Annotated in this window: 19 protein-coding genes; 12 read left to right on the top strand and 7 right to left on the bottom strand. The window is 63.9% G+C overall.

Annotated elements, in window-relative coordinates; genetic code table 11:
• Nucleotides 1–62 precede the first annotated feature (62 nt).
• From AC1Y2B_RS01685 to AC1Y2B_RS01725, 9 genes are all read left to right on the top strand, one after another.
• Complete coding sequence (locus AC1Y2B_RS01685) at nucleotides 63–1,499, top strand: AfsR/SARP family transcriptional regulator (protein WP_482251312.1); 1,437 nt, start codon at nucleotides 63–65, stop codon at nucleotides 1,497–1,499.
• 119 nt (nucleotides 1,500–1,618) lie between these two features.
• A complete protein-coding gene (locus tag AC1Y2B_RS01690) occupies nucleotides 1,619–2,860 on the top strand; it encodes a cytochrome P450 (protein ID WP_482251313.1) in 1,242 nt (413 codons plus the stop codon).
• Nucleotides 2,857–3,915 (top strand): PEP/pyruvate-binding domain-containing protein, encoded by a 1,059-nt coding sequence (locus AC1Y2B_RS01695; protein WP_482251314.1) that lies wholly within the window; start codon nucleotides 2,857–2,859, stop codon nucleotides 3,913–3,915. The genes AC1Y2B_RS01690 and AC1Y2B_RS01695 overlap by 4 nt, the downstream gene beginning before the upstream one ends.
• A gap of 37 nt (nucleotides 3,916–3,952) precedes the next feature.
• Nucleotides 3,953–5,764 (top strand): PEP-utilizing enzyme, encoded by a 1,812-nt coding sequence (locus tag AC1Y2B_RS01700; RefSeq protein ID WP_482251315.1) that lies wholly within the window; start codon nucleotides 3,953–3,955, stop codon nucleotides 5,762–5,764.
• A 66-nt stretch (nucleotides 5,765–5,830) separates the two neighbouring features.
• Complete coding sequence (locus AC1Y2B_RS01705) at nucleotides 5,831–6,433, top strand: HD domain-containing protein (protein WP_482251316.1); 603 nt, start codon at nucleotides 5,831–5,833, stop codon at nucleotides 6,431–6,433.
• 9 nt (nucleotides 6,434–6,442) lie between these two features.
• Nucleotides 6,443–7,879 (top strand): aldehyde dehydrogenase family protein, encoded by a 1,437-nt coding sequence (locus AC1Y2B_RS01710; protein WP_482251317.1) that lies wholly within the window; start codon nucleotides 6,443–6,445, stop codon nucleotides 7,877–7,879.
• Nucleotides 7,876–8,478 carry an HD domain-containing protein gene (locus AC1Y2B_RS01715; protein WP_482251318.1) on the top strand — a complete coding sequence of 201 codons (603 nt, stop codon included), beginning with the start codon at nucleotides 7,876–7,878 and terminating at the stop codon, nucleotides 8,476–8,478. Before AC1Y2B_RS01710 ends, AC1Y2B_RS01715 begins: the two co-directional genes overlap by 4 nt.
• Nucleotides 8,478–9,233: an SDR family NAD(P)-dependent oxidoreductase gene (locus AC1Y2B_RS01720; RefSeq protein ID WP_482251319.1), complete on the top strand. Its 756-nt coding sequence runs from the start codon at nucleotides 8,478–8,480 to the stop codon at nucleotides 9,231–9,233. Before AC1Y2B_RS01715 ends, AC1Y2B_RS01720 begins: the two co-directional genes overlap by 1 nt.
• 10 nt (nucleotides 9,234–9,243) lie before the next feature.
• Entirely contained in the window at nucleotides 9,244–9,564 is a 321-nt protein-coding gene (locus AC1Y2B_RS01725; RefSeq protein WP_482251320.1) for a 2Fe-2S iron-sulfur cluster-binding protein, read from the top strand.
• 78 nt (nucleotides 9,565–9,642) lie between these two features.
• On the opposite strand, the gene AC1Y2B_RS01730 is transcribed toward AC1Y2B_RS01725, so the two are convergent.
• From AC1Y2B_RS01730 to AC1Y2B_RS01760, 7 genes are read right to left on the bottom strand one after another with little or no spacing between them, the layout of a single operon-like run.
• Nucleotides 9,643–10,404, bottom strand: coding sequence for an SDR family NAD(P)-dependent oxidoreductase (locus AC1Y2B_RS01730; protein WP_482251321.1), 762 nt, complete (start codon nucleotides 10,402–10,404; stop codon nucleotides 9,643–9,645).
• Nucleotides 10,401–12,377, bottom strand: a complete 1,977-nt coding sequence (locus tag AC1Y2B_RS01735; protein ID WP_482251322.1) for an acetoacetate--CoA ligase — start codon at nucleotides 12,375–12,377, stop codon at nucleotides 10,401–10,403. The genes AC1Y2B_RS01730 and AC1Y2B_RS01735 overlap by 4 nt, the downstream gene beginning before the upstream one ends.
• 1 nt (nucleotide 12,378) lies before the next feature.
• Nucleotides 12,379–13,182: an HAD-IIA family hydrolase gene (locus AC1Y2B_RS01740; protein ID WP_482251323.1), complete on the bottom strand. Its 804-nt coding sequence runs from the start codon at nucleotides 13,180–13,182 to the stop codon at nucleotides 12,379–12,381.
• Nucleotides 13,179–14,645, bottom strand: a complete 1,467-nt coding sequence (locus AC1Y2B_RS01745; protein ID WP_482251324.1) for a hypothetical protein — start codon at nucleotides 14,643–14,645, stop codon at nucleotides 13,179–13,181. The genes AC1Y2B_RS01740 and AC1Y2B_RS01745 overlap by 4 nt, the downstream gene beginning before the upstream one ends.
• A complete protein-coding gene (locus tag AC1Y2B_RS01750; protein ID WP_482251325.1) occupies nucleotides 14,642–15,997 on the bottom strand; it encodes an acetyl-CoA carboxylase biotin carboxylase subunit in 1,356 nt (451 codons plus the stop codon). The genes AC1Y2B_RS01745 and AC1Y2B_RS01750 overlap by 4 nt, the downstream gene beginning before the upstream one ends.
• Nucleotides 15,998–16,000: 3 nt before the next feature.
• Entirely contained in the window at nucleotides 16,001–16,444 is a 444-nt protein-coding gene (locus tag AC1Y2B_RS01755) for an acetyl-CoA carboxylase biotin carboxyl carrier protein (RefSeq protein ID WP_482251326.1), read from the bottom strand.
• Nucleotides 16,445–16,492: 48 nt separating this feature from the next.
• Nucleotides 16,493–17,332, bottom strand: coding sequence for a helix-turn-helix domain-containing protein (locus AC1Y2B_RS01760; RefSeq protein WP_482251327.1), 840 nt, complete (start codon nucleotides 17,330–17,332; stop codon nucleotides 16,493–16,495).
• A 162-nt stretch (nucleotides 17,333–17,494) separates the two neighbouring features.
• On the opposite strand from AC1Y2B_RS01760, the gene AC1Y2B_RS01765 reads away from it, so the two are divergent.
• The 3 genes from AC1Y2B_RS01765 to AC1Y2B_RS01775 all read left to right on the top strand — a co-directional run bounded on the left by AC1Y2B_RS01765 (nucleotide 17,495) and on the right by AC1Y2B_RS01775 (nucleotide 20,482).
• Nucleotides 17,495–17,830, top strand: a complete 336-nt coding sequence (locus tag AC1Y2B_RS01765; protein ID WP_482251328.1) for a cupin domain-containing protein — start codon at nucleotides 17,495–17,497, stop codon at nucleotides 17,828–17,830.
• 154 nt (nucleotides 17,831–17,984) lie between these two features.
• Complete coding sequence (locus AC1Y2B_RS01770; protein WP_482251329.1) at nucleotides 17,985–18,857, top strand: amidohydrolase family protein; 873 nt, start codon at nucleotides 17,985–17,987, stop codon at nucleotides 18,855–18,857.
• 893 nt (nucleotides 18,858–19,750) lie between these two features.
• Nucleotides 19,751–20,482 carry a Crp/Fnr family transcriptional regulator gene (locus AC1Y2B_RS01775; RefSeq protein WP_482251330.1) on the top strand — a complete coding sequence of 244 codons (732 nt, stop codon included), beginning with the start codon at nucleotides 19,751–19,753 and terminating at the stop codon, nucleotides 20,480–20,482.
• The last annotated feature ends 100 nt before the right edge of the window (nucleotides 20,483–20,582 follow it).

Consider the following 20,582-nt stretch of genomic DNA (forward strand, 5'->3'; position numbering starts at 1 on the left):
TTTTTCTTTGGCATCCGGCGCGCCCGGGGCTAAGCTGGCCCCTGCCCCTTGCGGAGTCTGCCATGACCGCCCTGCCCCCGCCGACCGAGATCAACGCGGCGCTGTTTTACGACACGGATGACGCGGAATTCCTGACCACCTCGCTGGACTGCGTGCTGGATCTGGGCACAGCGGTGTTGCTGACCGACGATCCGGACTTGCTGCCCGCGATCCCGGCGGCGTGTCGGCTGCCGGTGGATGAGACCGCGCTGGATCATGCGCCGGTTGACCCCGAAGAGGTTTTCGCCCGGCTGCGGCCAAGGCTGGCAGAAAGCGCGGGCGGGCTGGTGGTGGATATGGGCTGGGCGGTGGCGAATTTGCAGGGCGCCACCAGTCTGGAAAGCTGGGGCGCCGTGGCAGACCGGCTGGCGCGTGATTTGGGGCGGCCGGTGGTCAGCATCTACAACCAGGACCTGACCATCGAGGAGCAGATGCAGGCGGCGTTCCGGGCGCATCGGCAGTTTCTGGCGCCCTCGGGGCTGCATGACAACCCGTACTGGATCCCGGCGGACTTGCTGGATGGTGCGCTGCTGGATGACCAGTTGTCGTACATGCTGGGCCGCGTGGTGCCGGATTATGCCAGCCTGCGGGCAAGGCGGAGGACCGGGCAGATGCATGCGCGCGGGGCCACGCCGTCGTGGCTGGCCAAGCCAAGGGCGCTGTTGGGCGCGCAGCCGGGGGCGGCGCGCTGGCATATCCATTGTCTGGGTCATTTGCAGGTTTTCATCGGTAACCGGGCGGTGGATTGGCGGCTGCAGGGCGGGGCGCCGAAGAAGACGCGGACGCTGTTCGCCTACCTTTTGCAAAGCGGCGAAAAGGGGGCGCATGCCGACCGGATTGGGGAATTGCTGTGGCCCGAGGATGGGTCGGAGGATACCAAGCGCACGCGGCTGCATCACACGGTGGCGATGCTGCGCAAGACCTTGGGAGATGCCGGGGGCGTGGTGCGGATGGGGGAATATTACCGCCTCAGCCCGCCGCGCGGCAGCTGGATCGACATCGACACGTTTGAACAGCTCTGCCGCCGGGGTCTGTCCTTGTACAAGCGCGGCGAGGATGAGGCGGCCTTGCGTATCTATGCCGCCGCCGAGCAGCTTTACACCGGCGATCTGTTCGAGGATCTGCCGCTGGAATATGTCCAGTCCGAGCAGGAGGACTGGTGCATGCCGCGCCGGATCTGGCTGCGGGAAATGGCGTTGAAGTTGCAGTACGACTTCTCGAAAGTGCTGATGCGGTCGCAGCGGACGCGGGAGGCGCTGGAGCATTGCATGAAGGCCTTGGCGATTGATCCGGCCTCGGAAGGGGCCAATGCCGAGGCCATGAAGATCTTCGTGGCGCAGGGGCGCGTCGATGCGATGCACCGGCAGTTCCGCCAGTACCGGCAGGCCTTGGCGACAATCGGCGCAACGGAAGGTCCTGAAATCATGGCGCTTTATCGCGACCTGTCGAAGCCGAGGTGAGATTTGCCGAAAACGCCAAAGAAAAACCAAAGCCATTGGCCTTACCCTGATTCGAAAGAGGGTCAGGGCTGCACGCGCCACCTGACCCCGGATTTGGCCCACCACGGGAGGAAACGACCATGAAGGATTTCAACGGCGTCAAGCCGTCTGAAGGGTATGATCCCTTCGACCTCAACAGCCCGCATGCCCGCTGGAAAGCGTTCCGCGAGGATGAGCCGATCTTCTTCCACGAGGAGACCGGGTACTGGATCGTCTCGCGCTATGACGACATCAAGGCGATCTTCGACGACTGGCAGACCTTCAGTTCCGAGAACGCGCAGAAGCCCGCAAGGGCGATGTGTGATGCGGCGCGGAAGGTGCTGAAGGAGGGCGGGTTCACCGCCTATTCGGGGCTGACGGCGCGGGTGCCGCCGGACCACACGCGGATTCGGAAGGTGGCGCAAAGCTGCTTTGGGCCGCGCCGCTTCAAGTCGATTGCGCCGCAGATCGAGACGATTGTGGCCCGCCATCTGGATGCTTTGGAGGCGGCGGCGGGCAAAGGTCCGGTGAACTTCTGGGAGGTCGTGGCCTATCCGGTTCCCGCTTACGTGCTGTTCACCCTGATGGGCATTCCGGATGAAGATGTGCCGAAGATCAAGCAATATGGCGCCAGCCGGGGCAAGATGACCTGGGGCGATCCCTCGGATGAGGAACAGGTGGCCATTGCGCATGACATGGTGGCGTACTGGAAATACATCCACGATCTTTTGGCGATGCGGCGGGCCAATCCGGGGGATGATTTCCCGTCCGATCTGCTGCGCTTGCAGGCGGAGGGGGCGGATATCACGGATGAGGAGATTGCCGGGGTTCTGTATTCGACGCTGTTTGCAGGCCACGAGACGACCTCGACCTTCATGGGCAATTATGTGCTGACCATGATGGACAACCGTGAGGCTTGGGACATGATCAAGGCGGATGCCAGCCTGATCCCGAACGCGGTGGAGGAGATGCTGCGGTATATGCCCTCGGTCGTGGGGTGGCGGCGCAAGGCACGGCACGCGACGACTGTGGGGGGCGTGGACCTGCCTGCGGGGGCGGAAGTGCTGATGATCACGGGGTCGGCCAACCGGGATGAGAGCCACTTCCCGGCTGGGGAGAAGCTGGACATCCGCCGCGAGAATGCGCGGACGCATCTGAGCTTTGGCTACGGCATTCATTATTGCCTGGGCTTCCAGCTGGCGAAGATGGAGGCAGGGTCGCTGCTGAAGCAGTTGTCGGACCGGTTCCCCAGCCTGCGCTTGGCGCCGGGGTTTACGGCGGAATATCATCGCAATCTGGGCTTCCGGGTGCCCAATTCGGTTCTGGTGGAGTGGGATCAATGAGCCTTTATACCCTCGATTTCAGTGTCATCGGCACGGCGGACCATGCGCGGGTGGGAGGCAAATGCGCCTCGCTTGGGCAGATGACGCAGGCTGGCGTGGCCGTGCCACCGGGCTTTGCCGTGACGACGGATGCCTATGCGGCGATGCTGGACTCTCATGGTCTGCGGGCCGAGATTGAACGGCATATGACGGGGGTGGACCCCTATGATCTGGACAGCATCGACCGGGCCGCGCAGGCGATCCGCATCCGCATCCGCAGCCACAAGTTGCCCGAGGCGGTAGAGGCCGAAATCCGTGCCGCCTATGCCAAGATGGGGGATATTCCGGTGGCGGTCCGGTCCTCGGCCACCGCAGAGGATATGCCGGATGCGTCTTTTGCCGGGCAGCAGGACACTTACCTGTGGGTGCGCGGGATTGAGGACGTGCTGGAGAAGGTGCGTGATTGCTGGGCCTCGCTTTATACCACCCGCGCTGTGGCCTATCGGGAGAAGAACCGCATTGTCCATGCCGATGTGCTGATGTCGGTGGGCGTGCAGAAGATGGTGAATGCGCGGGCGGCGGGGGTGGCGATGTCACTGGACCCGCTGAACGGCGACCGGACCAAGATTGTGATTGATGCCTCGTGGGGCTTGGGGGAAATGGTCGTGTCGGGTGTTGTGACGCCGGACAACTACACCGTTGAAAAGGTGATGGAGCAGATCATCAAGCGCGTCATCTCTGACAAGCATGTTGAACTGGTTGGGGATGCTGTTCTGGGCGAGGCGGTGGAGCGTGAGGTCGACGAGGCGCGTCGCCGCGTTCAGTGCCTGACCGATGCCGAGATTCTGGCGGTGGCGCGGCTTGCCAAGCGGCTGGAAAAGCAGAACAAATGCCCGCAAGATGTGGAATGGGCGATTGATGCGGACTTGGCCGACGGGGAGAACCTGCTGGCCCTGCAAAGCCGCCCCGAAACGATCTGGAGCCAGAAGAAGAAGGACGAGCCGAAGAAGACCTATGCCACCGGCATGATGGGCATCGTCGGCACCTTGACCACGGCGATGCCCGTGCGGCGCTGACAGTAAAATAACAAAATTCTCAGGGAGGAAACGAAACATGGACGCCAAAGTATCGCTGTTCCCCAGCGCCTTCGACGTGAAACCGCCGAAAGGGGCAGAGGGCTGGGAGGGCCTTTACCCCTATTACACGCAATTCCAGCCGAGCCGCCGTGCGGAGGATGACGCGAAGTTCTGGTTCTGCAACTCGCAGCACTGGCCGACACCGCTGCGGCCGTTTGACGTGATCTTTCTGGATTTCGCGATCAAGTGCCTGGGGCAGTATAACTCGCGTCACCTGCTGGTGCCGCCGGCGAATGGGATTGATTACCGCATCCTGAACGGGTTCGTGTACTTCTCGCCGGTTGCCGTGGCACCGCAGGATATTGAAGCGCGGATTCCGCATTTCCTGGAGCGGGCGGGGCATTACTTCGGCAACTGGAACGACCTGCTGGCGAACTGGAAGGTCAAGGTCGCTGATATGATCGCGCAGATGAATGCGATCTCGTTCAGCACGCTGCCGGATGTGGTGCCGCTGGAATGGGTGAAGGAAGGCCGGGGGCTGGACAACACCAACGCGATTTTCGAGGCCTATGACAAGCTGATCGAGCTGTCTTACAAGACGTGGCAGTACCACTTTGAATTCCTGAACCTTGGCTATGCGGCCTATCTGGACTTCTTCGGCTTCGTGAAGTCGCAGTTCCCGACGATTCCGGATCAGGCCATTGCCAAGATGGTGCAGGGCGTGGACAGCGAACTGTTCCGCCCGGATGACGAGATCAAGAAGCTGGCGCGGCTGGCGGTGGAGCTGGGCGTCGATGATGCGCTGTTGAGCGGCTCGGTGGACGAGGCTTTGGCGGCAGTTGGTGCTTTGGCCAATGGCGCGAAGTGGCTGGCGGCTTGGGAGGCGGCGAAGGACCCGTGGTTCAACTTCACCTCCGGCAACGGCTTCTATTCGACGGACAAATACTGGATCGACCATCTGGACATCCCGCTGTCCTACCTGCGCGACTATATCCCGCGGGCGAAGGCTGGTGAGCGGATTGAACGGCCGACGGAACGGCTGCTGGCCGAACGCGACCGGATTACGGAAGAATACCGCGACATGATGGACGAAGAGGCTCAGGCTGTCTTTGACGGCAAGCTGGGTCTGGCGCGGACGGTGTTTCCCTATGTCGAGGATCACAACTTCTATATCGAGCACTGGGCCTTGGGCGTCTTCTGGCGCAAGGCGCGGGAGCTGTCCAAGCTGTTGCAGGGCGCTGGCTTCTGGCCGGACGAGGACGGGATGTTCTACCTGTCGCGCAATGAAGTACGGGATGTGCTGTGGGACTACGGTGCGTCGTGGGCGATTGGGACACAGAATGTGGGCAGCGCGATCTGGCCGGCTGAGGTGGCGCGCAGGCGGGCTTTGGTCACCGCTTTGGGCAGCCAGCCGCCGCTGCCGGCGCTGAATGAGCCGCCGGAAGTCATCTCGGAACCCTTCACCATCATGCTGTGGGGCATCACCTCGGATGCGATCCAGCGTTGGGTTGGGGCTTCGGATGATACTGGCGGGCTGAAGGGGATGGCAGCGTCGCAGGGCGTGGTCGAGGGGATCGCGCGGGTTCTGCGCTCTCCGGACCAGCTTGGGGAACTGCAGAAGGGCGAGATTCTGGTGACGCCGGTGACGGCGCCGTCCTGGGCTCCGGTCTTCGGCAAGATCGCGGCGGCGGTGACGGATATCGGCGGGATGATGAGCCATGCGGCCATTGTCTGCCGGGAATACGGGCTGCCTGCGGTGACGGGCACCGGCACCGCGTCCGCCAAGATCAAGACCGGGATGCGGCTGCGGGTCGATGGGAATACCGGGACCGTGACCATTCTGGACTAAACCCAAAGGGGCGGGCGCGATAAATCGCGCCCGCCCCGGCGACAGACCTGCAGACGGAATCCACTGATGACTCAGACCGATGACATCTCGCGCTACGACCCGGTCTGGCGCGCGGCTGAACCCTATATGCGGGCGCGCAAGAATGACGTGCATATTCCGCTGTCGTTTGACTGGTGCGTGAAGCTGCTGGAGCATTTTCCGGAAGCGGACCGGGATGTGTGTCTGCTGGCAATCCTGCTGCATGACATCGGCTGGTGGTCGATCGACATGGCGGAGATCATCGAGCAGGGGTTTCGGAGTGCGAATATCCTGACGTCAGACGTGCGGTATCGGCATGAAGCCGAGGGGGTGCGGCTGGGGACGGAAGTGCTGCGGGCGACGGGGTGGGATGAAGCGGTGATAGCGCAGGTCTGCGAGATCATCGACGGGCATGACACGCGGGCGGAGCCCCGGCATCTGAACGACCGGATCGTGCGGGATGCGGACAAGCTGTGGCGCTATGAGGTGACGGGGATTGCGGTCGGATGCGACTGGTTTGGCGAGACGCCGCGCCAGCAGTGTGACCGCAACGAAGCCATCCTGCCGAAGTTTGAGACGGAACCGGGGCGGGCGATGGCCACGGCGGCTTTGGCGGTGACGCGCAAGGCGTTGAAAGTGGATGTGATCTAGGGGGCCGCGATGCTGATGTTCATTGAGGGGGCTTTCGTGCCCTCGGTTTCGGGGGCTGTGCAGCCGGTGACGGACCCTCGGTCAGGTGAGGTGTTTGATACCGTGCCGCAGGGGACGGCGGAGGATGCGGATATTGCGATCCGGTCCGCAGCGCGGGCCTTTGAAAGCTGGCGGCGGGTGCCGATGGCGGAGCGGGTGAAGTTGCAGAAGCGGTTGGCGCAGGCGATGCGGGGGGCCTCGGACGCGGTGGGGATGGCGCTGCATCGGGAGTTGGGGCGGCCTTTGGCGGCCTGTCTGCAAGAGGTGAACCGGGCAGCGGATTTGCTGGATATTTATGCCGAGGAGGGGCTGCGGGTGCAGTCTACCATGACCTCGGCTGGTGTGGGTGAAAAGACCGTGGTGACGCGGGATCCGGTGGGGGTGGTGGTGGCGATCACGCCGTTCAACTACCCGCTGAATCTGCTGATGTTCAAGCTGGGGGCAGCTTTGGTGGCGGGCTGTACGGTGGTGGCCAAGCCCTCGGCGGATACGCCGCTTTCAACGCTGATGCTGGCGGAGTTGTTTTATCGCAATGGCTTGCCTGCGGGCGTGTTCAACGTGGTCACCGGGGCGGGGCGGGCAATTGGGGATGCGATGGTGAACCATCCGATCCCGCGCAAGGTGGCCTTTACCGGGGGGACGACGGCGGGCAAGGCGATTGCGGCGGCGGCGGTGCAGACGATGAAGCGGGTGACGCTGGAGCTGGGCGGGCAGTCGGCGGCGATCATCTGTGCCGATGCCGATATCGACAAGGCGGCAGAGGCGATTGCGCGGCATGGCTTCGCCAATTCGGGGCAGTTTTGCTATCGGGTGAACCGGATTTATGTGGACCGTTTGGTCTATGACGCCTTCCTTGAGAAGCTGCTGGCGCGGGTGCAGCGGTTTACCTTGGCTCCGGCTGGCGGAGAGGGTGATCTGGGGCCGCTGGTGAATGAGAAGATCTATGCCAACAGCGCCTTGCAGGTCGATGATGCGCGGGCCAAGGGGGCGCGGGTGCTGTGCGGCGGGCAGCGGCAGACGGGGCCGGGGTTTGATGGTGGGTTCTATTATCAGCCGACGCTGATTGCCGATGCGACGCATGAGATGCTGGTCTTGACCGAGGAAACCTTCGGTCCGGTGCTGGGGATCTGCCCGGTGGATGACCCTTGGGCTGCGCTGCGCTTTGCCAATGACAACCGCTATGGGCTGGCGGGCTTTGTCTTTACCCGCGATCTGGCCCGTGGCCTGACGCTGTGCGAAGGGATGGAGGCGGGGTCGGTTTGGTTGAACGACATCCAAAGGTCATCGCACTACGAGCCGTTTGGCGGGGTCAAGGAAAGCGGTGTCGGGCGGGAGAAGGGGCGGTACGGGGTGGAAAGCTATCTGGAATACAAGACCATGTACCTGAGCTACGAGGTGCCGAAGTGAGCCTTCTGAGCCCTCGCGACCTTCCGTTGTGGCGGGATGCGCGCCCCTATCTGGATGTGCGCAACAATGACGAGCATACGTTGGTCGCTTACGGCGTGGCCAAGATGCTGCTGAAGGAACTGCCCGAGGCGCGCGAAAGCGTGGTTCTGCCGGCGATCCTGCTGCATGACGTGGGCTGGAAGAAGGTCCCCCAGGACTTGCTGCTGGAGGCGATTGGCAAGAACCCCTCGCGTCCCGATCTGGTGCGGGCGCATGAGGAATACGGCGTTGAGATTGCGCGGGAAATTCTGGAACGGCATCGGCCCGAAGGCGTGGATATCGCGGCGGTTCTGGCGATCATTGACGGGCATGACACGACCCGCCATGCCAAGTCGCTTGAGGATGCGGTGGTCAAGGACTCGGACAAGGGCTGGCGCACCACGCCGCATGGGATGGGCGTGATCCGGGGCTGGTATGGCTGGAGTGTCGCGGAATATATCGAGATGGTCTCGGTCGTTTCGAACCCGCGCCTTTTGACCGCACCGGGGCGTGCGATGGCCGAGGGCTTCACCGCCTCGCTGCGCGCCGAACAATCGCTTTCTGAATATCTGGAGCCATGATGACGGACCTTGGGCTGGCGGGCAAACGCGTGATCGTGACGGGTGCTGCGGGCGGCTTGGGCCGGGCCTTTGCGCTGGCCTTTGCCAAAGCGGGGGCGAAGGTGCTGGTGGGGGATGTGGCGGACGTGGCCGAGACGGTTGCGCAGATCAGGGCCGAGGGGGCGGAGGGGTTTGGCTGCGTGCTGGACGTGACCTCTGCCGCCAGCTGCAAAGCTTTGGCCGAGCGGGCTGAGGCCGATATGGGCGGGCTGGATGTGCTGATCAACAATGCGGCGCTGTATGGCGGGTTGCAGCGGGCGAATTTCGAAGAGATTGACGAAGAGGTCTGGGACCGCGTCATGGCGGTCAACGTCAAGGGTGTGTGGCAGGCGAGCCGGTTTTGTGCGCCGCTGCTGAAAGCGGCGGGGGGCGGGTCGATCATCAACATCGCCTCGGCGACGGTGTTCTCCGGCTCGGCGCAGTGGATGCATTATGTGGCCTCCAAGGGGGCGGTGATTGCGATGAGCCGGGTGATGGCGAAGGAACTGGGGCGCGATGACATCCGGGTCAACGTGCTGGCGCCGGGCTTCACCATGACCGAGGCGAGCCTGGGGTTGATCGACAACGCGCGGGCGTATGGCGTGGACCGCGCGGCGATCAAGCGGCCGATCGAGGCGGGGGATATCGTGGGCGGGGCGCTGTATCTGGCCTCACCACACTCGGCCTTCATGACCGGGCAGACGATGATCATCGACGGCGGCCGGCAGTTCATCTGAGGAGACGATTATGGTGCAAGTGACCTTCATCGAAGAGGGCGGCACGCGGCGGGTGGTCGAGGCGAAGGTGGGCGAACCGCTGATGATCGCCGCCCGCAATCTTGGCGTACGCGGGATCGTGGCGGAATGCGGCGGGTCGGCGATGTGCGCGACGTGCCATTGCTATGTGATCTCGGCGGCGGAGGGGGCTTTGCCCGCGCCGAGGCCGGATGAGGCGGATACGATCGAGTTCAACGGGCATAACCCGCAGGACAACAGCCGGTTGACCTGTCAGATCACCGTGACGGCGGCGCTGGAGGGTGCGGTGTTTCAGGTGGCGACCGGGCGATAGGGGCCTGCGGCCGCCAAGGCCGGGGGGCTTTCAGCCCCCCTGGACCCCCCCGAGAGTATTTCCAAAGGAGCAAATGGGTCACCGCGCCAGCACGCCGCCGTCGATCACCAATGTTTGGCCGGTCATGAAATCGGATGCGGAGGAGGCGAGAAAGAGGGTGGCGCCCTTGATCTCTTCCGGTCGGCCAAGGCGGCCCATGGGGGTGTAGGCGATGGCGGCGGCGGGGTTTCTGGGCCTTGTTTCGGTCTGGAAGATGCCGGGGCAGAGGGCGTTGATCTGGATGCCTTTGCCCGCATAGTGCAGCGCCATTTCGCGGGTCAGGTTGACGACGGCGCCTTTGCTGGCGGCGTAGGCGGGGCGGGGGAAGGCTCCGGCCGGGGCGGCGAGGCCCCACATCGAGGCCACGGTGATCAGCTTGCCGTGGCCTTGGGTGACCATCTGGCCAAGGGCTGCGCGGCAGGTCAGGAAGACGCCGTTCAGGTTGACGTCGATGACGCGGGTCCAGTCGGCGTCCTGCACGTCGTGCAGGAGGGCGGGGGAGGCGTCGGAAATGCCCGCGTTGGCGATGCAGATGTCGAGGTGGCCTTCGGCGGCGACAAGATCGGAGATGGCTTGGGTGATGGCTGGGCCGTCGGTGACGTCGCCGGTGACATTGGTCACCTTCACGCCTTGGCCGCGGAGGGTCTGGGCGGTGGTTTCCAGCGTGGCGCTGTCGCGGTCGTAGAGGCAGAGAGTGGCGCCGTTTTCGCCCAAAGCCTCGGCCATGGCGCGGCCGAGGCCTGCGGCGGCGCCGGTGAGGAAGGCTGTTTTGCCTTTGACCGAGAAGATGTCGGCGATCATGCGCGGGCCTTGGCGAAGGCGGCGAACCAGTCCAACGCCGCCGGGTTGCGGGTGGCGTCTTTGGAGGCGACCTTGTCCAGCGGTTGGCCCATCAGGAGTTTGCGGACCGGGACCTCCATCTTCTTGCCGGTCAGGGTCACGGGGATTTCGAGGGCTTGCACGATCTCATCGGGGACATGGCGGGGGGAGCGTTCGCTGCGCAGGCGCTGGGTGATCAGGGATTTGAGGGCGTCGGTGAGGGTTTCGCCCTTCGGGAGTTGCACGAAGAGGGGCATGTAGAAGCCGCCTTTGCCGTCCTCGATGCAGAGGATCAGGCTGTCGGTGATGCCGGGGATGCCTTCGATGGTGCGGTAGATCTCGGCGCTGCCGATGCGGATGCCGTAGCGGTTGAGCGTGGCATCGGAGCGGCCCAAGACATGCGCGCCGCCGTGGGCGTTGAATTTCACACGGTCGCCGTGGTGCCAGAGGCCGGGGAAGGTATCGAAATAGGCGGCTTGGTAGCGGGCGAAGGTTTCGTCGCCCCAGAAGAACAGGGGCATGGAGGGCATGGGTTGGGTGATCACCAGCTCGCCGACTTCGTCGATGACGGGGTGGCCGTCATCGGAGAAGGCGTAGGCGGCGGTGCCGAGGCCGGGGGCCTGAATTTCGCCGGCGCGGGTCGGCAGGAGGGGGGAGCCGGCGAGGAGGCCGGAGCAGAACTCGGTTCCGCCGGATTGAGAGCTTGCCCAGAGGTCGGGTTTGACGTTGCCGTAGACCCATTCGAAGGTTTCGGGGGTGGAGGGGGAGCCGACCAGCATGATGGATTGCAGGGCGGTGAGGGGGAATTCGTCTTTGGGGACAATACTTTGCTGTTTGACGATCTGGATGTAGGTCGGGCTGATGCCGATGACGGTGGCGCGGGTTTCATTCGCGATGCGCCAGAGGAGGCGGGCGTCGGGGTAGCTGGGGTGGCCGTCATACAGGACGGCGCGACCGTTCATCAGGGGGCCCCACATCAGGGTGTTCCAGACCATCCAGCCTGTGGTGGAGTAGAAGAAGAGGGCTCCACCGGGTTGGAGTTCGAAGTGGAAGGCGGCGGATTTGTAGTGTTCCAAGAGGATGCCGTGGTGGCCTTGGACGATGGGTTTGGGCAGGCCGGTGGTGCCAGAGGTGAAGAGGACCCAAAGCGGGTGGTCGGAGGGAACCCTTGTGTAGTGGAAGGCGTCGGCTGGGACTTCGGGGCCGGTGAGCAGGTCTTGCCATTTGGTGGCGGGGTGGTCGGGGGTGGCGGCACCGGGGAGGTAGTCGAGGAGGATCAGGTGTTCCACCGACGGCAGGGCTGACAGGATACGGTTCAGGTCGGCGGAGCGGTCGAAGTCTTTGCCGCCGTAACGGTAGCCGTTGGTGGCGAAGACGAGTTTTGGGGCGATCTGGCCGAAGCGGTCGATGACGGTCTGGGCGCCGAACTCGGGTGCGGCAGAGGACCAGATGGCGCCGATGGCGGTGGTGGCCAGCATGGCGATGACGGTTTCGGGCAGGTTGGGCATGTAGGCGACGATGCGGTCGCCTTGGCCTATGCCCATGGCGCGGAGTTTGGTGGCGAGTTTGCGGACTTGGCCGGCGATGTCAGCCCATGAGGCGGTCTGCATGGGGCGGAGTTCGCTGGAGTGGTGCAGCATGGTGCGCGCCGGGTCGCCGGACTGTTCGTGGCGCAGGACGTGTTCGGCGTAGTTGGCTTTGGTGCCGGGGAACCAGCGCGTCTTCGGCATGTCGCCGGTGAGGATGGCGGTGGGGGTGCCTTCGAGGATAAGGTCGAAGTGGTCTGCGATGGCAGACCAGAAGGCGGGAAGGTCGGTGACGCTCCACTGCCAGAGGTCTTGGTAGCCTTGGAAGGTGTGGCCCCTTGCGGAGAGGAAGTGCAGGAATTTGGTGATGTTGAGGCTGTCTTTGCGGTCTTGGGATGCGTCCCACAGGATGGTGCCTTCGGGGGTCATCTTACCACCAGCTTTCCGAAAGAAGCCCGGTCAGGTCCGGCAGGGTGACATGGGCGCGGAGGGTGTCCGGCATGGCGGCGAAGCCTGCGACGTCTACGGTGCCGGTGGTGACGCCCACGGTGAAGGCGCCTGCCTTGCGGGCCATGGCGATTTCAAGCTTGGGGTCGTCACCGATGACGACCATATCCTCGGGCGGGATGTTCAGCATGGTGGCGATGTCGTGCAGGCCGATGGTCTCGGGCTTGCCGAAGACGGTGGGGGTGGCGCCGGTGGCGTTCTGCAGGGCGGCGGCGATGGCGCCGGAGATGCCTAGGAGGCGGCCGTTGGCGCCCGCAAAATAGGGCGCGATCGAGGTGGCGTAGAGGGGCAGGCCGGTCCAGAGGGCTTGGGCGGCGTGTTCAAGGTCCTTGGCGCCGAAGTCTTTCATCCAGCCGATCATCACGGCGTCGAAGGGGCCTTTGTCGCCGGGGATGGCGACCTCGATCCCAACATCGCGCAGGGGGACGCGGGTGCCGTCTGCGCCGAGGACCAGCAGGCGTTTGTAGCCTTTCAGGGCCAGTTGGCGGGCAGCGACGGCGGCGGGAGTGAGGATGTGGCCGGGTTTGAAGGGCAGGCCCGCGTCGGCCAAGAGGGGGTAGTAATGGGCGGGCGGGAAGAAGGTGCCGTTGGTATAGGCGACGACGGGCATTTTGGTGGAGAGGATTTTCAGCGCCTCCACCGCGCCGGGAAGGGCGGTGTAGGTGCCGGTTTCCTTGTCCATCATGGCCAGGGTGCCGTCGATGTCGAAAATGGCAGCGCGGATCATGGCTGGCCTCCGTTCAGTTCCAGCTTGAAGCCGGGTTTGGAGATTTTCACGGATTGCAGGCCCTTGCGTTTGGTCAGTTCGGACAGCAGGTGTTTGACGCCCCTTGTCTTGGGGTCATAGGTCTGCGGGGCGGGGCCTGCGGCGATCATGGCATCGACCTGATCGGCGGGCATCACGGCGCGGAGGAGGAATTCCTCGTCCGAATAGTGCTTGCCGACCTTGGCGCGGAGTTCGTCGAGGCTGCCCATGCGGGGTTCGTCGTCGAGTTCCTTGGCCCGCTTGGAGGATTTGATGCGGTCTTCGACCTGCGGGTCCAAGGGCATCGACGGCGCACCGAAACGGCCGAGGACGTAGCGGGTCACCTCGTCCGGGACGGTTTCGTAGCGCTTGCCGGCGATGACGTTCATCAGGGCCTGGGTGCCGACGACTTGGCTGAAGGGGGTGACCATGATGGGATAGCCAAGGTCGGCGCGGACGCGTTCGACCTCTTCAAGGACCTGCGGAAGCAGGTGAAGGCGTTTCATTTCAGAGAGTTGCCGCTTCATGGTGCCCATCATGCCGCCGGGCATCTGGTGGCGGAAATAGCTGCGGTCGAATTCTCCCGGCGTGCCGTGCGGCAGGCCTTCGGCTTTCGCGAGGGTGGTGAAGTAGTCGTCCATCTGCGCCACGGCTTCGTCATCGACATCCACCGTCAGGCCAAGATCGCGCAGGTTGCGGATGGTGGGGGACATGGCGGGCTGGCCGGTGCCGTTGGCGGCAGATGAGGAGGAGGTGTGCAGGCACTCTGCGCCGCGTTCGGCGGCTTCTAGGTAGGAGAAGGGGGCGAGGCCGATGGTGGTGTGGGAGTGGAACTCTAGCGGGACTTGGATGGCGGCTTTGATGGCCGGGATGAGGCTGCGGGCGCGGTCGGGGGTGACGAGGCCGCCGGGGTCTTTGAGGTAGAGGCGGTCGAATTTGCCGCCCTCGGTCAGGCGGCGGGCGGCGTCGGCGAAGTGGGCGTCGTCGTGCAGGGGGGAGAGGGTGAAGGTGAGGGCGGCGACGATCTGGCTGCCCCCGGCCTTGCGGGTCAGGTCGGCCATCGTCAGCATGGCGGAGACGTTGTTCATCGGGTCCATCACGGCAAAGCGCTGGATGCCGTTGTTGACGAGCAGGCGGAAAGAGAACTCCATCATCTCGTGGCTGGCGGTTTCCCAGGAGATGAAGCGCATGCCGGTGGTCAGGAAGGACAGCGTGGTCTTGGGGGCTGCGGCGCGGAACAGGCGCAGCCGCTCCCACGGGTTCTGCTTGGAATAGCGGACGGCGACGGCCATGTGGGTGGAGGTGGTGAAGTCAATCGCCTCAAACCCCACGCGGTCCATCACCGGGGCGATTTGCAGCATCATGCCGGTATCAAGGCCGGTGGCGCCCCAGTTCGACTGGTTGCCATCGCGGACGGTCGTGTCGATGAGGGTGATCTTGGTCATGGGGCGGCCTTTGTCAGATTGGGCAGCAGGCCCGTCAGGTAGTTGGTATCGACGCCGCCGGCTTGGAACGCGGGGTCGGCGAGGATGGCTTGATGCAGCGGCGCGTTGGTGGTGATGCCTTGCAGGGTGCAGACCTTCAGCGCCTTTTGCAGGGTGGCGATGGCATCGGCCCGGGTTGGGCCATGCGCGATCAGCTTGGCCACCATCGAGTCGTAATAGGGCGGGATCAGCGCGCCGGTGGTCATGTGGGTATCCACCCGCAGGCCCGGCAACGAGGGGAACCACGCCAGCGTGACCCGGCCCGGAGAGGGTTGGAAATCGCGGAAAACATCCTCGGCATTCAGGCGGCATTCGATGGCATGGCCTTTGGGGTGCAGGTCATCCTGCTGCAAGGTCATGGGGCGGCCTTCGGCGATGGCGATCTGCTGGGCGATGAGGTCAAGGCCAGTGACAGCCTCGGTCACCGGGTGTTCGACCTGAACCCGGGCGTTCATTTCCAGAAAGTAGAAGGCGTTGCGCGGCACGTCGACAAGGAATTCCACCGTGCCCAGTGAGCGGTAGCCGATATGGCGGGCATAGGCGACGGCGGCGTCCAGCAGGCCCTGCCGCAGCGCGGGGGACAGGTTCGGCGCGGGGGCCTCCTCGACCAGCTTCTGATAGCGGCGCTGGACCGAGCAATCACGCTCACCGGCATGCAGGACGGTGGTGCCGTCCGAGATGATCTGCACCTCGACATGGCGGCCGACGGTGACGAAGCGTTCCAGATAGACGCGGTCATCGCCAAAGGCCGCCGCCGCCTCGGCCATCGCCATCGACAGTTGCGGGGCGAGGTCTTCTGGCCGGTCAACGCGCTTCATCCCCTTGCCGCCGCCCCCCGCGACGGCCTTGATCAGGATCGGATAGCCGATGCGCCCGGCCACCTCTTCCGCCTCAGCCAAGGTAGACGCATTCCCGCCCGGCACCAAGGGCACCCCCGCCGCCTCGGCATGGCCGCGGGCGGTCAGCTTGTCGCCCACAGCGGCCAGATTGTCGGGCGAGGGGCCGATGAAGATCAGGCCAGCCGCTGCGCAAGCCTCGGCCAGTGCGCGGTTCTCCGAGAGAAACCCATAGCCCGGATGCACGGCATCGCAGCCAGTGCCCTTCGCCGCCTCGATCACCGCGCCGATGTTCAGATAGCTGTCCTTCGACGGCGCTGGCCCCAGCACAACCGCCCGCGTGGCGAGCTTTGCCCCCAGCGAGTCGCGGTCAGCGGCGGATGCCCCCAGCACCGTCTCCAGCCCCAATTCCCGCGCGGTGCGGATGATGCGCACGGCAATCTCGCCCCGGTTGGCAATAAAAATGCGGCGGATCATGTCTTATTCCGGCTGGATGCGGATCAGGGCCTGGCCATGTTCGACCATCTCGCCGTTGGGCGCGGCGTAGGCCAGAACCAGGCCAGCGATCCCGGCGGGCACTGAGTTCATCAGCTTCATCACCTCGATGATGCCAATCACGGTATCCGCAGTGACCCTGTCACCCGGCTTAACGAAAGGGTCCGCGCCCGGGCGCGGCGCATGCCAGAAGATGCCCAGCAGCGGGGCGGGAACCTCTGACCCGCCGCCCGAGGCGACGACCGGCGCTGGCACCGAGACCGGCGCAGGCTTTGCCACAACCGCCGGCGGCTCAGCCGGAACCGCCGACAGAGCCGCTCCGGGCCGGCGCAATTCCAGCTTCAGATCGCCCATTTCCAGCTTCAGCTCCAGAAAATCCGATCCGTCGATCAGCTTCAGGATATCGTCGATGTCTGACCGTGTGAGCATGAAAGCCTCCTCGCGTTGCCCAAACGCTAGGCACAGAGCGCGCGCCGCTCAATCCACCCTGCGCGTGATTTCACTTGGTGAAACGGGCGCTGATCTTGCCAGCCGTCGGGCGATCTCGTCCGCTGCGGCCAGTGCCGGGGCAAACAGCAACTCCACCGCCCGCTCGCGTTTGTGGACCTTGCGGGTCCAGGTGATGTTCAGCGTGCCCGGCACATGACCGGCGAGCCTTATCGGCACGGCCAGCGATTCCCGCCCGTCATCAACGACCGACCGCCCTTCGTCAAAATCGCCGCCGAAATCCGGGTCGCGCAGGCCATAGCCCTGGGCCCGCGTCTCAGCCAAGGCGGCCTCGACATAGGCGGCACTTTGCGCCAGCCGGTCGCCCTTGCGGTCAGATCGCCGCAGGGTCTGCAGCACCGCCTCGCGCGCCGGCGCTTCGCAGAACGCCAGAAACGCGCGGCCCGAGGCTGACCGCAGCATGTTGACCTGAAACCCCATCGGGCCGAGGGCGATCTTGTCGAAATAGGCCCGCGTCGCGTTGGTCTCGATCACTTCCATATGGCTCAGCCGTGGCACCGCAAGAACCGAGGGCCATTCGACCCGGCCCGTCAAGGCCTCCAGAATGGGCGAGGCGACCTCGACCAGTTGATGATCCCGGTCGATCCGCCCCGCCGTCTCGGCCAGCGAGAAAGAGGGAACCCAAGCCTCGTCCAGCATCCTTTGCCAGATGAAGCCCTGTTCCATCAGCGTCTTCAGGATGCGCAGCAATGATGCCTTCGGCACGCCGGTCCGGCCATGCAAAACCGCCAGAGACATGCCGCGCGACGTCTGCAGGACCTGCAAGACCTGCAACCCCCGCGCCAGCGCCTGAATCGATTTGACCTGCATGGCACCTCTCCCCACAGGCCAAACTATCGCACCCAATACCGAAAAGAAAACCAGCCTCGCCAAACCCCTACAATTTAAATCAAATTCCATTCATCCTGGTCCAAATATCCCACGGGGGTGCGGGGGTGTGAAACCCCCGCTCTTGGTCAAAGGGCGCATCAGATGAACATGCAGGCGTGGCGGCTGGATCAGACCCCTTGGCAGGACCGGACCGGCCACCAAAGCGCCCGTCTGGTCAAGGACCCTGAAACCGGGGCCGAGGCCATTCTGGTGCGGTATAGGGCCGGCAGTGTCACGCCCGCCCACACCCACCCTTGCGCGCATGGGCTGGTGGTGATCGCGGGGCGGCTTTTCACGCAGGATGGCGCGTTCGGGCCGGGCGATGTCGTCTGGTATCCCGAAGGCACGGTCGGCTGCCACGGTGCCACGGCCGAAGGGCCGGTGACGGTTCTGCTTTTCACCAACAAGGCTTTCGCCATCAACCACCTTGAAAAGTGAAACGCCCGCAGAAAGTTCTGGATCAGCGCAGTCCCGTTGCCCCAGACTGCCGGCAGGAGGATTGCGATGCCCATACCGAACCGAACTGCGAAATTCCCCCCGTCGGCGGCCCCAAGAACGCCCGGCGGCTGCCGCGTCCTGAACGGAGCCGCGCATGGTTGATTTTTCCTCCATCCGCGCCATCGACTTCCACACCCATGCCGAAGAGCCCTGCGGTTGCCATGCCGACGACGGCTATGATGATCTGCAATCCACCATGGCGAAATACTTCGGCGCGCCGTGGTCGCATCCGCCCACCGTCCCGCAAACCGCTGCCCACTACCGCGCCCAGAACATCGCCGCCGTGATCTTCCCCGTCGATGCCGAGCGGCAGACCGGCTACCGCCGCTATGCCAACGAGGAAGTGGCCAAACTGGCCGCCGAGAATGACGATGTCCTGATCCCCTTCGCCTCCATCGACCCGGCCAAGGGCAAGCTTGGTGCCCGCGAAGCGCGGCGGCTGGTGCGCGACTTCGGCGTCAAGGGCTTCAAGTTCCACCCCACCATGCAGGGCTTTTACCCCAACGACCGCATGGCCTATCCGCTCTACGAGGCCATTGCCGAAGAGGGTGCCATCACCCTTTTCCATACCGGTCAGACCGGCGTCGGATCCGGCATGCGCGGCGGCAACGGGATGCGGCTGAAATACTCCAACCCGATGTTTCTGGATGACGTGGCCGTCGATTTCCCCGACATGCCCATCGTCCTCGCCCACCCGTCCTTCCCCTGGCAGGACGAAGCGTTGTCGGTCGCCCAGCACAAGCCCAATGTTTACATAGACTTGTCTGGCTGGAGCCCGAAATACTTCCCTGAAATCCTGATCCGCTATGCCAACAGCTTGCTGAAGAAGAAGATGCTGTTCGGCTCGGACTGGCCGATGATCGCCCCGGAAAAGTGGCTCGATGCGTTCGAGAAGGCCCCTTTCAAGGACGAGGTGCGGCCGCTGATCCTGAAAGACAACGCGATGCGCCTTCTGGGCGTGACGTAAGGGCACCAGTTGCCGAAACACATCGCGATCGGGAGGCGCCCCTGCCCCGGTGCCAGGCCCGCGAAACGCGCCAGCCTGATCGTGCAAACCGGCACCGAAATCGGCATGGCAATGCACGCCGAACACCGTTCTGCCGCGCTGGCCTTCGGTTGATGCAGGGGGCCAGCGGTGCGGCGGCGCCGTCAGCGTCCTTTCAGCCGGGCGCAAAGTCCGGCGATGCAATCGGAGGCTTCGCGCCCGGCTGAAAGGACGCGGGCGGCCCGTTCCAACACGGCAATCCTGCCGCCATCCGTGTGTTGCGGGCGCATCAGCCCCGCGCAGCCCTCGGCGTCGCAAACGATGACGGCACAGCCGCAGGCGGCTGCCTCAACGGCGCACAAATCTGATCCTTCGGCGTGTGGTTGGCGTTGAAAATCAGGGCGCGCTGCAGCTTTGGATTGATCTGTGCCTTGCGGTGGAACACCGGTCATGGAAGAATGTCCGTCGGATCGAGACCGACCTTGCAGGCGCACTTCCGTCAGAATGCGCTCTCGGGTTGTTTCACTGAGCGCCACGTCGTGCCGGATTGGACGAAATGTCGGCGGCATGTCCTTCCGGGGAAGCCAACCATGGCAGAAGGAGTTGGCTGGGACATCGGGAAACTTGAGGCAAGCGGCCATCGTCTTCAGATGGCGGTGGATGACGACTGACGCTGCGGCATATGGCATTATTCCAGAAACCTGTAGCGAGATGAAAGGCATTCGACTACATATCGCGTCAGGCACTGGCCCAGACCTTGCAACTGCAAGGACGGCCTCTTGGATCGAAACCTGTCCCCGTATGCATAGGGACACTTTGACCCCGCAATATCGCAAGAGAACGGTGCCGGCTTATTCCTGAAAGAAGATTACTCTTTGGTTCAAAACAGTCCCTTCGCCCGCAAGATCGCATCCTATGTCCGTTTGGGCGAAGGTGAATTACACGCAGTTTCAGACCTTTACCTGCGCCGCCGGAAATTCGCGCCGGGCGTTGAGCTTGTCCATCAGGGCGAGATTGATCAATCCGCCTTCATCATGGCCGAAGGCTGGGCCTTCTCTTACAAGATCCTCGCCGATGGGGACCGCCAGATCGTCAACTTCCAGATCCCCGGAGATTTTCTGGGTGTGCGCTCGATGCTGTTTCGCACCTCGGATCACAATGTCGAGCCGATTACGCCGATCGAGGCGTCCGAGGTGACCAAGACCGAACTGTTCCAGACCTTTGCCAAGACTCCGCGCCTGGCGACGGCAGTCCTTTGGGCGGTTTCGCGCGATGAAGCGATGGTGGTCGAGCATCTGGTGGGCGTCGGCCAAAGGCCCGCCGCAGAGCGTACGGCGCATTTGCTGCTGGAACTGGGCGCCCGGCTCAAGCTGGTTGGCATGGGCGACCGCGCCGGCTTTGACTGCCCTTTGACGCAATACCATCTGGCTGACGCCCTGGGCCTGACAGCTGTGCACGTAAACCGTGTCCTGCGCGATATCCGCGAGGCTGGGCTGATGACCTTTCAGAACGGACGCGTGTCCTTTGATGACTATGATAACCTTGTCGACTTCGCCGACTTCGATCGCAGCTATCTGGATCAGGACGGACCCGTTTCACCTTACTGACGGGCTTGCGTAGACCCTTGTCGGATCCACGACGAAAAGCCGGAAGATCAAGACGGGCACGCTGCCGGAACAGCCTGCAAAGGCCTTTGGCAGATCCCCG

The organism is Stagnihabitans sp. (assembly GCF_964946895.1).